This is a genomic window from Daejeonella oryzae DSM 19973 (assembly GCF_000422945.1).
Taxonomy (GTDB): Bacteria; Bacteroidota; Bacteroidia; order Sphingobacteriales; family Sphingobacteriaceae; genus Daejeonella; species Daejeonella oryzae.
In genome coordinates this window covers 57,569-71,347 of sequence record NZ_AUHA01000003.1, presented here as the reverse complement: position 1 = coordinate 71,347, position 13,779 = coordinate 57,569, and the positions used below count along the sequence as shown (strand labels likewise).

Here is a 13,779-nt window from a genome sequence, read left to right as displayed (position 1 = left end):
CAGAAAGCCACAAATCTCCTCTCCTATTCTAATCATCCGTTTTTACACGATTCAGTTCCGAAAATTGATTTTGTTTACCGAAAGAGTGTACAAATAAATTAATTGCGGAATTAGAAATACCTAAAGCAATTCTCTTAGAAAAACGTTCGTAATTAAAGCTTAATTATTGCTTATATTATGGTTGATGTTGGGAAAAACACAATTGGAATTTCAGACTGCTGTAGTAATTTACAAGGCTCAGATGTGTAGATATTAAGTCTCAGAATGACATCCTGATTAACAAAATTGAGGTTTATAATAAGTTAAGCCTTATATTAGAAACAAATAAGAATACAATGTCAAAAAATAAAAGTACAAACTTTGACCAGGTTTTAACCAAACTCATCTCTGATGTTTTTGAAAAATCGGGAAATAAACCTTTGAATTACAAGCAGGTTGCTGCTAAATTAAACCTACAGGATCCCGAAACACGCGACCTGATCCTTCCAATATTAAAAGCCGAAACCCGCAGAGGAGTTTTATCTGAGCCGGAAAAAGGAAAATTTATATTAAAAGAACTTAAAACTTACGTGACGGGCAAAGTTGATATGACCGCCGACGGATCTGCATTTATTGTAAGCGAGGATGAATTTGAGGATGATATATTTATCGGTCCGAGGAAATTGAGAAACGCATTGCATAATGATGTTGTAAAAGTATATGTCTACGCAAAAAGCAAGGGCCGCAAAAAAGAAGGAGAAGTTATAGAGATCATTCAGCGTGCTAAAATGGAGTTTACCGGAATCGTGAAGCTTTCTGATAAATTCGCCTTTTTCATTCCGGATGACCGCAAAATGCTGCATGATATTTTCATTCCGTTATCCGACACCAACGGTGCAAAAAATGCTGAAAAAGCCATTGCTAAAATAGTCGACTGGCCCGAAGATGCTAAGAATCCAATCGGTATAATTACTCATGTATTAGGAAAACAGGGAGAAAATAATACCGAAATGAACGCCATCCTGGCGGATTATGGTTTCCCTCTTTCATTTCCGGAAGCTGTAGAAAAAGAAGCAGATCAGATTCCTGAAGTATTTACGGCAGAAGAAATTTCCAAACGCCGTGACTACAGAGAAATTCTAACTTTTACTATTGATCCGGCGGATGCTAAGGATTTTGATGATGCAATTTCATTTCAGAAACTTCCTAACGGCAATTTTGAAGTTGGAATCCACATTGCAGATGTTTCCCATTATATTAAACCCGATTCCGCCCTGGACAAAGAAGCTTTTGAAAGAGGCACTTCCGTTTATTTGGTTGACAGGGTGATACCAATGTTGCCCGAGCGATTATCCAATGGCCTTTGTTCTTTACGTCCGCAGGAAGATAAATTATGTTTTGCCGCTATTTTTGAATTAGATGCCGAGGCAAACGTGGCTGCGCAATGGTTTGGCAAAACTATTATTAACTCGGATAAACGTTTCAGTTACGAAGATGCTCAGGAAATTCTTGAAAATAAAGCCGGTGAATACAGCGAAGAATTATTAAAGCTGAACGAACTGGCCTATATTTTACGCGACCGTAAATTTAAACAGGGAGCCATCAGTTTTGAAACCAAGGAAATTAAATTCAATCTGGATGAAAACGGCAAACCAGTCGGAGTATATGTGAAAGAGCGTAAAGACGCACATAAACTGATTGAAGATTATATGCTTCTGGCCAACCGTAAGGTGGCTGAATTTATTTCTAAAAAAGGAAAAGGCAAACATAAACTGACATTTGTTTACCGTGCGCACGATGCGCCGAATGAACAAACGCTTCAAACTTTTGCCACATTTGCCTTAAAGTTCGGTTATAAAATAAATACTACTTCCTCACGGGAAATTGCCCGATCCTTAAATCATTTAATGGATGATGTAGAAGGGAAAAAGGAACAAAATGTGTTAACGCATCTGGCAATCCGTTCAATGGCCAAGGCGGTTTACACCACTAAAAAGTCCAGTCATTACGGTTTAGGCTTTGATTTTTACACGCATTTTACGTCACCTATCCGCCGTTATCCGGATGTGATGGTACACCGTTTACTGGAACATTACCTTGCCGAAGGTAAATCTGCGAGTGAAGAATCGTACGAAAAAATGTCTGTCCACTCCTCGCAAATGGAGAAAAAAGCAGCCGATGCCGAGCGTGCCTCTGTAAAATACAAACAGGCAGAATACCTTGAAGATAATATTGGCGAAAAATTCACGGGCATCATTTCCGGTTTAACCGAATGGGGAATGTATGTAGAAATCATTGAAAATAAATGCGAAGGCATGGTTCGCTTACGCGATATTAATGATGATTTTTATGTGCTCGACGAAAAGAACTACTGCATTATTGGCCAGCGAAAAAAGAAAAAATACCAGCTCGGTGACGAGGTAACCATCATGGTGAAAAAAGTGGATTTGAGTAAAAGGCAGATTGATTTTTCTTTGGTGACGAATTAAATATGATGGATAAAGAGTTTTAAAAATCATTCTCATAAAACAAAAAACTCTTTATATACTACTAATTCTATTTGCCATAAATTACAGTTTTGCCCAGGAACGCAAATTTTCTGTAAATACTAATGCCTTGAATCTATTAGTAGGAGGTCCTTCTATGGCTGTAAATTATGATATGTCAAGCAATTGGAGCATTCAGGTATATGCATTTAAATGAACCGTGGACTAAACGTATAAAAGAAATCAGAGCAAATGCATCCTGTAAAAATCATGCTGAGCTTGATGAAGCTACAGAATTAGACAGGGGAAATCCACAGGAATTAGGTACAGTGAATAAAAAGATGAAAGAATTATTTAATCTTCTTAATGTATTTGGGGGTTGTTGTGGTACCGATGAATAGCACGTTTTTGAAATTGTCAATCAGGTAAGAACTGCCTGATAGCAAAAGAAATTCCTCAATTAAAAGAAAACAGATTATTGTGATTTTATTCTGTTAGCTCAGACGTACAGCGCAGGCAAGTATTTTCTGTGAAAGATCTATTTTTCATGCAGAAAGTGAAATTCCTAAAAAAGATCTCGCAAATATCAAATTCAGCTGGATAAGCCTGAATGGCAATACAGCATTACGCATAGATGTTTTTGATTCCTACAGCAAATATGCCGTGAAACTGGATTGCCGCTGAAGAGATGATTTTTTCTGTGTAATGAAAATCTTAAATTCCACATTCGATTTAATGCGCAGTTTAAAAACCACTTATAAAGAAATATTGTTGCTGAATTAATATTTAAAATGGAAATTGTCAGGATCTGCCCTGATCAATAAATCATTTTAGGTTAAATCAGAAATTGAATATCTGCGGGCAATAAGTTGTAAATATCCATATCCATGAAACTTTCCATTTTTCTACAAACAGTTATCCCTTTCACTGAGGATGAATTATCTGAGATAACTTCTTGTTTTGAAAAGCAGTCCATATCTAAGAATGAAATGATTGTTCGCGAAGGACAGATATGCCAAAAACTGTATTTCATAGAGCATGGAATTGGAAGGAGTTTTTATCTGAATAAAGATGGTAAAGAAATTACCCAATGGTTTTTTGCTGAAGGGAAATTCATGACGAGCTTGGAAAGCTTTTTCCAGCAAAGTCCCAGCCTTTATTACCTGGAAATGTTAGATGACTCCATTCTTTACAGTATTTCAAGATCCAAACTGGATATGTTATTTACCAAGTTTCACAACATGGAAAAGTTCGGAAGGCTTTTATCAACAGAAATGCTTACCAAAGCAATTTCCAAATTGAGTGCGGTACAATTTCAAACAGCAAAAGAGCGGTATGATTATATGCTCAGCGAATTCCCGAATATTTCTTACCGTGTACCCCTGGGAAGCATTGCATCTTATCTGGGAATGACACAGGAAACTTTAAGCCGCATCAGAAGGAGTGATCATCAAAAAAAGCCTGATTTTTTGATATAGATCAAATAGCAGGTCTGATGATACCCGTAGTTTTGTAATACATAATAAGGTTTAATATGAAAATACAAAATTTAAAAACCTGCTTACTCATATGCTGTTTCATTTGGATTTTACCATCCGTTTCATTTGCTCAACAATTGGATCCGGTTATACGGGAACTTATCAGTAAGGGATTAACTAAAAGCCATACCCTTAATAATTACAAGTATGACGCACAGCAGGCTGTAGCCGATCAGGATTTAGCCCGGTCGGTATTTCTTCCAAAAGTTACTTTAAACGGATTGTATACCCGATTGGATGATAATATCAGCTTTGATAGTGATACTCGAAATTTATTGGAATCAACCCAGAAATTGCTTATTAAAGAAGCTGTTGGCTTGCCATTCAATGCGCCATTTCCACAGAATATCCCCATTAAAGAAACACCTTATTTACAGGATAAGAACATTCTGAAATCATCGGTTGATGTGGATTGGGTATTATTTAGCGGGTTTGAAGCCAGTAACGCACTTAAAGCCAGCAAGTACAAAGAAGCTTCGGTTAATTATGCCGGCCTGGCAGAGAAAGATAAAATTGCCTTAAAAATTATAGATACTTACGATAAACTGGCTCTGGTTAATGCGTCAAAAACTGTTTTAGAGACTTCAGAAAAGTATTTGAAAGAGCAGGAAATATACGTGAGAAAGGCCATTGAAAACGGCTTAACCACACCTATCGGACGCAAAAAAATTGAACTTGCACAGCAGCAGCTTGCTTCCAAACAACTGCAGACTGAGAACAATAAAACTTTACTGATCGAGGTATTGCAACAGTTAACCGGCGAAAGTAAAGAAAAACTAAGGCTGATCAATCCGCAATTGAAGCCTTATCAGTTTGACCCTGCTTCTGCAAATGCCAAAAGAAATGAAATTCGGGCATTGGAGGAAGCAGAAAAAGCCAGTCTTGCTAAAGCGATAATGGAGAGGAGTAATTTCATTCCAAAGATTGCTTTGAAAGGGCATTATGAATTTATAGAAGATGATCTATCTCTTCTGGATCCCCGCTGGTATGTTGGAGTTGGCATAAAATGGAATTTATTCGATGGCAATCAATCGCGGTTAAAAAGCAAAAAGTCGGTTCTTGAAAGCCGGAAATACGGCGAACAATTAGCTGAAGCGGAAGAGATGATTGCTTTGAGCATTGTAAAAGCTCAGTTGAACTACGAATCATCTTTACAAAATACTAAAATAGTGCTGAAGGAAATAGAACTTGCTACTGATACTTACGAGATGGTTAATAAGCAATATAAGAATGACCTTGCCTCGATAAAGGATGTACTCGATGCATTGAACGATCTTGAAAAAGCCAATTTTAAATTGCAGGAATCTTATTCAGATGAGCGGAAAGCAGTAACTGAACTTCTTTACGCAAAAGGAACCCTAACATACTAATCTCAAATACAAAAAAATGAAATCATTTAAATATATCGCTCTGGGCTGCATGTCTGTCTTAATTCTGGATTCCTGCAGTAAAGACAAAGAAATTACATCGTATAGAGGTAAGGTCAAGTTTGAAACCATTGCTGTAAGCAGCAAAATTGCTGGCAGAATTTCAAAAATTTATGTTCAGGAAGGTCAGGATGTGAAAAAAGGCGATACACTTGCCTATATCGATATTCCTGAAGTAAATGCAAAAATGATGCAGGCCGAAGGCGCAATAACATCTGCAAAAGGTCAGTTAGACCTGGCAAATAACGGAGCCACATCAGAACAGTTAAGGCAGATAAACGGGAATTTGGACGCAGGAAAAGCGCAGTTAAAATTTGCCAGAGAATCTTATGACCGACTGAATGCTATGTTTAAAGATTCGCTGGTGAGTCGCCAGCAGTTGGACGAAGTAAAAATGAAACTCGAAATGGCCAAATCACAGGTATTTGCCCTGGAAGCTAAACGAGATGAAGTTATAAAAGGCGCCAGAACAGAGCAGATAGCCCAGGCTAAGGGGCAGTTGGACAGGGCAATTGGGGCAAAAGAAGAGGTTAAATCGGCTTCTGACGAAAAGTATTTAATCGCTCCCGCCGATATGTCTGTTGAAACAATCAGCCTGAAAGAAGGGGAATTACTAACGCCCGGATACACGCTGTTTAATGGGTATGAAAAGAATGAGGTTTACTTTCGTTTCACAGTGCCGGAATCTAAAATTTACGATTTTAAAGTCGGGTCGTCCATTATAATTGTGAATCCATACACCAAAAAAGAGATTCAGTCGAAGATTTTGTCTATCAATCAACTGGCTCAATATGCCGATGTGACAAGCACCTCGCCATTATATGATCTCTCTGAATCTATATATGAATTAAAAATAGTTCCAGTTTCAATCCCGGATGCGCAAACATTCTATGCGAACTCCACGGTATTAATTAAAAAATAAACCATGAAAGAATTTTTTCAGTTAGTACGGGTAGAATTTTCGCGTATATTTTCAAACAATGTATTGCTTGCCATATTCTTTGGCGCACCCATTCTGTATGGTATTTTATTCGGATACGTTTATCAGCAGGCAAAAGTGGTGGATTTACCAATTGTGATCATCGATCAGAATCACAGTCCGCTTACTGATAAAATTATTGATGCTTTTAATGATAATGAAGGTTTAACAGTTAGTGATGTACGTGCCGAACCAGGCAATATTTTAGAAGAAATGCCGGTGAAACAATATGCCGCAGTAATAACCTTACCTACTAATTTTGAGGAAGCCATTTTGCAAAAAAAGCATCCGGAAGTACGTGTTGATTTAAATATGGCAAATATTTTAAATGCAAATACCGCAAGCAAGCACATCCAATCGGTTTTAATGACATTAAATGCAGGGATTGAAATTGAAGGCCTAAAAAAACAAGGCTTAAATCCGGACCAGGCAATGTCTGCCTATGAAAGCTTCAAAATTAATTACAACAGGCTTTATAATTCTACCGGTAACTACCTGACTTTTATGCTTCCTGGTTTGTTGGCAGCTATTATGCAGCAGGTTATATTTTTAGCCATGGCACTTGTTTTTGCCAGAGATTTTGAGGATGGTTATTTTATAAAACTGATTAAAACAGGTAATTGGGCAGTCTATCAGATAGCGCTGAAATCGGTTCCGTTTCTCTTAATGATCCCTTGTTTATGGATAGTTGTCAGTTTGTTTTTTCCATGGTTTAATATTGAAATTGATATTTACAATTTCCGCGTTTTCATATTAACCCTGTTATTAACCCTGGCTTCCATGTGTATCGGGATGCTGTTCTCTATTTTCATTCCAAGCCAGCTTAAAGCTACAGAACTCTTAATGGTAATATCAACTCCGGCCTTTGTCCTTAGCGGGTTTACCTGGCCCTCTATTGCAATTCCTTCTGTAATTAATGGTATTGCACAAGTAATTCCTTTAACGCACTTTTTAAGCGGATTTAGAAAGGTGGCATTTTACGGAGGTAACTTCTCCTCCATTCTGCATGAAATTAATATGTTGTTGCTAATTATCCTCGTCTCCCTTGCGCTGATGATTTCATTTCTTCAGATAAAAATATACCGGGCAAAAAAAATCAATCAGGTATCAAAAGATCAGGTGGTTCAATAAATTAATATTTTTCTTTTTTTCAGATCCAGATTCCTTAAAAAATAAAGTATAACAAATATTTTAAGATCATCTGACATTTTAATTCAGCTGCTGACTGGTTCCGTGGATATCCCTTTCTATCTTACTCAGCATTAGATTAAAATAAGAATTAAAAATTTTCTGATAAATGCACATACCTGAAAACCCCGCACATACGCATTTACTGGATATTTTAATTAGATTTATTTACTCTAAAATTCTTTTTATATGGATCAGAAAATAATCACTCTTTACGATGAATACACGCACAGCGGCATCTCGCGAAAAGATTTCATGAAAAAACTGGCAATCCTTACCGGGAGCACAGCTTTAGCTTTAAGTGTTTTGCCATTACTGGAAAACAATTATGCATCAGCAACAGAGATTAATGATGATAACCTGATTCTGGAGAACATTACCTATCCCGGAGCTGATGGTGAAATGAAAGCTTTTCTGGTAAAGCCCAAAGGCAAAAAGCATTTAGGATGTGTATTGGTAATCCACGAAAACCGCGGATTAAACCCGCATACAATAGAGGTAACAAAAAGAGTTGCTTCCGAAGGATATTTAGCCATGGGGGTTGATGCACTTTCTCCTTTTGGAGGAACTCCGGAGGATGAGGACAAAGCCAGAGAGCTTATAGGCAAATTAGACCCGGAGAAAAATCTTCAAAATTATCTTAAAGGTCTTGACTATCTGCGAAAGCATGCCGACGGAAACGGCAAAGCAGGCTGTGTTGGTTTTTGTTGGGGGGGCGGCATGGCCAACAAACTTGCGGTTCATGATCCAAAACTTCGGGCGGCCGTTGCTTATTATGGTTCACAGGCAAAAACAGAAGATGTTCCAAAAATTAAAGCGAGTATTATGCTTCATTATGCCGGCCTTGATGAACGCATCAATGCCGGAATTCCGGCATACGAAGAGGCTTTAAAAAACAATCACATTGATTATAAATTATTTATTTACGATGGGGTAAACCACGCGTTTAATAATGACAGTTCCCCGACTCGGTACAATGAAACTGCAGCTAAATTAGCCTGGGAAAGAACTATGGGATTGTTTAAGGATAAATTAACAGGGAAATAAGAATCAAATTAACCGAAAGTATGTTGATGAAATCGTTTTTTCTGGCTCTTGCCATATTTTGTATCCAGGGGAAACTGATAGCACAGCCGGGCAAAAATAAACCAGCAGGCCTTAATCTGGAAACAGTTGAGTATCCATTTCAGGTACATTACATAAATCTCCGTATACAGGGTGAAGACCTAAAGATGGCCTACATGGATTTGAAACCTGAAAATCCAAAAGGAAAAACTGTGGTTCTGCTTCACGGAAAAAATTTCAATGCTGCCTACTGGAAGCAAACAGCAACTGATCTTGCAGAAAATGGCTATCGGGTGATCATGCCGGATCAGATAGGTTTTGGGAAATCATCCAAACCCAATCGTATTCAGTATACATTTCAATTGCTTGCTCAAAACACACGAACTATTCTGGATACTCTTAAGATAAATAATATTAGTTTGCTAGGTCATTCGATGGGCGGTATGTTGGCTACCCGGTTCACGCTAATGTATCCCCAACTGGTTGATAAATTAATACTCGAAAATCCCATCGGACTTGAAGACTGGAGATTACATGTTCCATACCAGACGGTAGACGATTGGTATCAGAATGAGCTTGGCCAGACGTACGAAAAAAGTAAAAATTACCAGCTTACTTTTTATTATGATAATAAATGGAAACCAGATTATGAACAATGGCTAAACATGCAAGCCGCCTGGACCAATGATATTGATTATCCTAGAATTGCATGGAATTCGGCTTTAACATATGATATGATTTTTACCCAGCCCGTGTGCTATGAGTTTCAAAATATCAAAAACCCAACTCTTCTGATAATTGGTCAGCGTGACCGCACCGCCCTGGGTAAAAATAAAGCTCCTAAGGAGATTCAAAACAGTCTGGGAAATTATCCAGCTTTAGGTAAACTAACAGCATCAAGAATTAAAAATTCTGAGCTGGTAGAAATTGAGAATGTTGGTCATTTGCCGCACATTGAATCATACCTGCAATTTATTCAGCCTCTCTTAAAATTCCTGAAGAAAAATTAGACTTATCAAAGGACTTAAATTTTGCTAAGTTTGGATTCAAGAATTACATTACCCTGAATGCAATCCATAGAAGAACTACAGAAAATCATAGACCGGGCCATTTCCGAATCACAATATCCTGAATCACCTCAAGAATTATATCAGCCTATAACTTACCTGATGGAGTTGGGAGGCAAACGCTTGCGGCCTGCCAGCCTGTTAATGGCCTGCAATCTTTTCAGCGATAATATCAGCAAAGCAATAAAGCCGGCTCTGGGAATTGAAGTTTTTCACAACTTTACCCTGATGCATGATGACATTATGGATAATGCTCCTCTGCGCCGGGGAAAACCAACTGTTCATAAAAAGTGGAATCAAAGCGTAGCTATCCTTTCGGGAGATGTGATGCTGGTAGAAGCCTATAAACTGATGATGCAGGTAGAAACCGAAATCATTGCACAGATACTGGGAATTTTTAATGATACAGCTGTTGGAGTTTGCGAAGGCCAGCAGATGGATATGAACTTTGAATCGGTTTCTGAGGTGAATGTTGAGCAATATATCAACATGATAAGGCTAAAGACGGCTGTTTTGCTTGGCGGAGCTTTAAAAATTGGGGCATTAATAGGTGGAAGTTCATTAACTGATGCTGAACTATTATATCAGTTTGGCGAAAATCTTGGAATTGCATTTCAGCTTCATGATGATATTCTGGATGTGTATGGCGATCCTGAGAAATTTGGAAAACAAGTTGGGGGTGATATTCTCTCAAATAAAAAAACGTTCATGCTTATCAGTGCACGTGCGCTGGCTACCGGAGAATTAAATAATAGCCTTGAAAAATGGCTGGAACATACAGAAAAAGATCCGGGGAATAAGGTACAGGCGGTAACGGAAATTTATGACCAATTAGGCGTTAAAAATCTCGCAGAGAAAGAAATGATGAATTTCGCCGAAAAAGCTATCCGGGCATTGGAACAGGTATCTGCAGAAACTTCTAAAAAAGAGATTTTGCGCAAATTTGCAGAAACTTTACTCGTCAGAGAAAGCTAAAAAAATCTTCAAATTCATTAAACAATAAAGCCCGGCTGAAAAATATCAGCCGGGCTTATTTAATATTCAAATTTTTTACAATTCTTCTGAAGGAGCTAATTTTTCAGGAGCTTCTTCAACAGAAGTTTCCTCTTTAGCAGCAGCTTTCTTTGCAGGAGCTTCTTTTTCAACAGGTGCTTTTGCTTTCTTAGCCGGTGCTGATTTTACTTCAACAGTCTCAGCAATTTGATCTTCGATTGGAAGAATTGATACGTATGATTTATCATCACGTTTCTTTTTGAAAATAACTGTTCCGTCGATCAAAGCAAATAAAGTATGGTCTTTACCAATACCTACAAACTTATCCGGGTGGTGTTTTGTACCACGCTGACGAACGATGATATTACCTGCTAACGCAGCCTGACCACCAAAAATTTTAATACCTAAACGCTTGCTATGCGATTCGCGACCGTTTCTGGAACTACCGGCTCCTTTTTTATGTGCCATTCTATATTTTATTTATGAACTGAAAACCAGTTCAGAATTTTAAACTTAATCAGTACAGGCATAAAACCTGTAAATAAAACTTATAAAGTAATGCCTGTGATTTCAATTTTAGTGAACTGCTGGCGATGACCATTTTTCTTTTTGTAACCCTTACGGCGTTTCTTTTTGAAAACGATAACTTTATCTCCTTTTAAATGAGACACGATCTTAGCTGAAACTTTAGCACCTTTCAAAGCGTCAACGCCGACTTTGAATTTACCACCATCTTCTGCTAATAATACATTGTCAAATTCAATACTAGCGCCTTCATCTCCTTGTAAACGGTGTACAAAAAGGTGCTGGTCTTTTGCAACTTTGAATTGCTGTCCGGCTATATTTACTATTGCGTACATTATTAGATAATTATTTAAATACTTAATTTTTAATGAGGTGCAAATATAGAAATTAAATCCTTAAACTGAAACAAATTGAAAGAGCTTTTTTAACATGGTTAAGCCCACAAAAGCTTCTCAAGATTCTTTTAAAAAAATTCGCAACTATGTATGGTCAAAACCTTATTAATTTTCCGGCTTAATGCGACTAATTATGCCTGTCCTGTGCATCATTAATTACATTAGTTATTTCCTTGACCAGCTGCCTGGCAGCATCACCCAATTTTTGTTTTTCATTATAATCAGCATCAAAGAGAACATGCTTGCTCTTATTCTTATAATTGTACTCAATATAATAGTGCGGAGACTTTAAACTTTTAGTTTTGTCTGAGCCCGAAAAAACTTCAGGAAAATTCCAGAATCCCTGTTCAGCTGCTTTGCGATGCAGGTACAGCAAATCATCTTTGGTTAACTTCACATTTGTTTTTACCAGTGAATCTTTTGAATTGAGATATTGGTAATTGCCGGTTTTAGAGTTGTATTGGTTAACCAGATTATCACCCAGTCCGAATTTAAAGGTAATAGATTCAAATTCTGAAAATTTATACGGTGCGTTTTTAATCATAATGCCATAGTAATAGAAGCAGTACAACAAAAAAGGCGTAATAATACAAATGGCTAAAAATATTTTTTTACCGCGATCACTCATAATAGTTTTCTAATAAAATAACAGAAATCTTTTTTATTTCTCTTCCGCAATATGTTCCAGATTATGAATTCTGGCAGTATTTGGCTCCGCCAATTCTACCGGAGGATTAAATTCTCCCTCCCATTTTGCAATAACAATAGTTGCCAGACAATTACCAATTACGTTCACAGAAGTACGTGCCATATCCATCAGTTCATCAATTCCAAGAATAATAAAGATGGGCCAAACGGGCATCCCGAAAGAAGCTGCTGTACCAAGTAAGATAACAAGAGAGGCACGTGGCACTCCTGCGACACCTTTACTTGTCAACATTAAAGTAAATACCATAAATAACTGCTGACCGATTGTTAAAGGAATACCGGCAGCCTGTGCAACAAAAATTGCTGCTAATGATAAATAAAGCGTGGTACCATCCAGATTAAAGCTATAACCGGTTGGCATTACAAAGGCCACAATTTTACGTGGAACACCAATACGCTCCATAGCTTCCATGGCCCTTGGCAAGGCCGCCTCAGAACTTGTTGTGGCAAATGCAATTGAAACCGGCTCGGCAATAGCTTGCAAAAACTTTTTAATAGGAACTTTTACTATTAAAGCAATAGGTAATAATACACCTAAAAGGAACACAATTAATGCAACATATAAGGTCATTAGTAATTGCAGCAAGTTCACTAAAATACCCAGACCCATATGTCCAACGGTATAAGCAATGGCTGCACCAACCCCTATCGGAGCAAAATACATAATAATATTAGTGAATTTAAACATCACTTCAGAGAGACTCTCAGTAAACTTCAGCATGGGCTGGCGTTTATCTTCACGAACCATGGCCAGTGCAATACCAAAAATGATACTGAAAACTACGATTTGCAAAACCTGTCCCTCAGCAATAGATTTGGCTACGTTCTCGGGGAAAATATGTAATATAATATCATTCAGGGTTTGAGGAGGAACACTCGGCAATTCCTCATGAACACCTGCCGGGAGTTTAATTCCCACTCCTGCTTTTGAAATATTAATGGCTATTAATCCAATAAATAAAGCGATTGTAGTTACTACCTCGAAATATAAAATTGATTTCCAACCCATTCGGCCAACCTGCTTAAGATCAGAATGTCCGGCAATTCCATAAACAAGTGTTGCAAATAATAAAGGTGCAACAATCGTTTTAATCATTTTAAGGAATACCTTGCTCAGCACCTGCAGCTTCATTCCAATTTCGGGGAAATCATGCCCGATTTCTGCACCTACAACCATAGAAATTAAAATCCAGCTGGTTAATGATTTCCTTTTTAATCCAAAAAGGAATAAGGCTGCAATTGCCAGCCAGCGAACAGCTAATAAGGCAATATCCGGAACCTCTAAAACATGATAGAAATTTAGAAATGTTAAAATTGCGGCGAGTGAAACGGTTATAAGAACGGTTAACCCAATATTATTAATCTTCATTTTTGAGGTTTAGTGTCGACAGCAAAAGTAATTATTTAGATTTACCAAGCAAACCAATCG

General features: G+C 37.6%; 13 protein-coding genes. 9 read left to right on the top strand and 4 right to left on the bottom strand.

Going from position 1 to position 13,779, the window contains the following annotated elements; genetic code table 11:
- Window positions 1-335: 335 nt before the first annotated feature.
- The 9 genes from rnr to G521_RS0107715 all read left to right on the top strand — a co-directional run bounded on the left by rnr (window position 336) and on the right by G521_RS0107715 (window position 10,704).
- Window positions 336-2,468: a ribonuclease R gene (gene rnr, locus G521_RS0107760; protein WP_026898037.1), complete on the top strand. Its 2,133-nt coding sequence runs from the start codon at window positions 336-338 to the stop codon at window positions 2,466-2,468.
- Window positions 2,469-2,635: 167 nt separating this feature from the next.
- Entirely contained in the window at window positions 2,636-2,866 is a 231-nt protein-coding gene (locus tag G521_RS0107755; protein ID WP_026898036.1) for a hypothetical protein, read from the top strand.
- A 486-nt stretch (window positions 2,867-3,352) separates the two neighbouring features.
- Window positions 3,353-3,943 (top strand): Crp/Fnr family transcriptional regulator, encoded by a 591-nt coding sequence (locus tag G521_RS0107750; protein ID WP_026898035.1) that lies wholly within the window; start codon window positions 3,353-3,355, stop codon window positions 3,941-3,943.
- A gap of 56 nt (window positions 3,944-3,999) precedes the next feature.
- Window positions 4,000-5,373 carry a TolC family protein gene (locus G521_RS0107745; RefSeq protein ID WP_026898034.1) on the top strand — a complete coding sequence of 458 codons (1,374 nt, stop codon included), beginning with the start codon at window positions 4,000-4,002 and terminating at the stop codon, window positions 5,371-5,373.
- Between the two features lie 16 nt (window positions 5,374-5,389).
- Window positions 5,390-6,352, top strand: a complete 963-nt coding sequence (locus tag G521_RS0107740) for an HlyD family secretion protein (RefSeq protein ID WP_026898033.1) — start codon at window positions 5,390-5,392, stop codon at window positions 6,350-6,352.
- A gap of 3 nt (window positions 6,353-6,355) precedes the next feature.
- On the top strand, window positions 6,356-7,540 hold the full coding sequence (locus G521_RS0107735) for an ABC transporter permease (protein ID WP_026898032.1): 1,185 nt from the start codon (window positions 6,356-6,358) through the stop codon (window positions 7,538-7,540).
- 246 nt (window positions 7,541-7,786) lie between these two features.
- Complete coding sequence (locus G521_RS0107725; RefSeq protein ID WP_026898031.1) at window positions 7,787-8,644, top strand: dienelactone hydrolase family protein; 858 nt, start codon at window positions 7,787-7,789, stop codon at window positions 8,642-8,644.
- 26 nt (window positions 8,645-8,670) lie between these two features.
- On the top strand, window positions 8,671-9,672 hold the full coding sequence (locus G521_RS0107720; RefSeq protein WP_026898030.1) for an alpha/beta fold hydrolase: 1,002 nt from the start codon (window positions 8,671-8,673) through the stop codon (window positions 9,670-9,672).
- A 57-nt stretch (window positions 9,673-9,729) separates the two neighbouring features.
- On the top strand, window positions 9,730-10,704 hold the full coding sequence (locus tag G521_RS0107715; protein WP_026898029.1) for a polyprenyl synthetase family protein: 975 nt from the start codon (window positions 9,730-9,732) through the stop codon (window positions 10,702-10,704).
- A gap of 75 nt (window positions 10,705-10,779) precedes the next feature.
- Here G521_RS0107715 and rpmA read toward each other — a convergent pair whose 3' ends face one another.
- The 4 genes from rpmA to G521_RS0107695 all read right to left on the bottom strand — a co-directional run bounded on the left by rpmA (window position 10,780) and on the right by G521_RS0107695 (window position 13,719).
- On the bottom strand, window positions 10,780-11,190 hold the full coding sequence (gene rpmA, locus G521_RS18010) for a 50S ribosomal protein L27 (protein WP_081675035.1): 411 nt from the start codon (window positions 11,188-11,190) through the stop codon (window positions 10,780-10,782).
- A gap of 80 nt (window positions 11,191-11,270) precedes the next feature.
- Window positions 11,271-11,582: a 50S ribosomal protein L21 gene (gene rplU, locus G521_RS0107705; protein ID WP_026898028.1), complete on the bottom strand. Its 312-nt coding sequence runs from the start codon at window positions 11,580-11,582 to the stop codon at window positions 11,271-11,273.
- A 187-nt stretch (window positions 11,583-11,769) separates the two neighbouring features.
- A complete protein-coding gene (locus G521_RS0107700; protein WP_036678906.1) occupies window positions 11,770-12,186 on the bottom strand; it encodes a hypothetical protein in 417 nt (138 codons plus the stop codon).
- A gap of 117 nt (window positions 12,187-12,303) precedes the next feature.
- Entirely contained in the window at window positions 12,304-13,719 is a 1,416-nt protein-coding gene (locus G521_RS0107695) for a dicarboxylate/amino acid:cation symporter (protein ID WP_026898026.1), read from the bottom strand.
- Window positions 13,720-13,779: the final 60 nt, after the last annotated feature.

Coding starts and splice junctions, on each gene's coding strand:
- rnr (WP_026898037.1), top strand. CDS start 336: ATGTCAAAAAATAAAAGTACAAACTTTGACCAGGTTTTAACCAAACTC.
- G521_RS0107755 (WP_026898036.1), top strand. CDS start 2,636: ATGATATGTCAAGCAATTGGAGCATTCAGGTATATGCATTTAAATGAA.
- G521_RS0107750 (WP_026898035.1), top strand. CDS start 3,353: ATGAAACTTTCCATTTTTCTACAAACAGTTATCCCTTTCACTGAGGAT.
- G521_RS0107745 (WP_026898034.1), top strand. CDS start 4,000: ATGAAAATACAAAATTTAAAAACCTGCTTACTCATATGCTGTTTCATT.
- G521_RS0107740 (WP_026898033.1), top strand. CDS start 5,390: ATGAAATCATTTAAATATATCGCTCTGGGCTGCATGTCTGTCTTAATT.
- G521_RS0107735 (WP_026898032.1), top strand. CDS start 6,356: ATGAAAGAATTTTTTCAGTTAGTACGGGTAGAATTTTCGCGTATATTT.
- G521_RS0107725 (WP_026898031.1), top strand. CDS start 7,787: ATGGATCAGAAAATAATCACTCTTTACGATGAATACACGCACAGCGGC.
- G521_RS0107720 (WP_026898030.1), top strand. CDS start 8,671: ATGAAATCGTTTTTTCTGGCTCTTGCCATATTTTGTATCCAGGGGAAA.
- G521_RS0107715 (WP_026898029.1), top strand. CDS start 9,730: ATGCAATCCATAGAAGAACTACAGAAAATCATAGACCGGGCCATTTCC.
- rpmA (WP_081675035.1), bottom strand. CDS start 11,190: ATGGCACATAAAAAAGGAGCCGGTAGTTCCAGAAACGGTCGCGAATCG.
- rplU (WP_026898028.1), bottom strand. CDS start 11,582: ATGTACGCAATAGTAAATATAGCCGGACAGCAATTCAAAGTTGCAAAA.
- G521_RS0107700 (WP_036678906.1), bottom strand. CDS start 12,186: ATGATTAAAAACGCACCGTATAAATTTTCAGAATTTGAATCTATTACC.
- G521_RS0107695 (WP_026898026.1), bottom strand. CDS start 13,719: ATGAAGATTAATAATATTGGGTTAACCGTTCTTATAACCGTTTCACTC.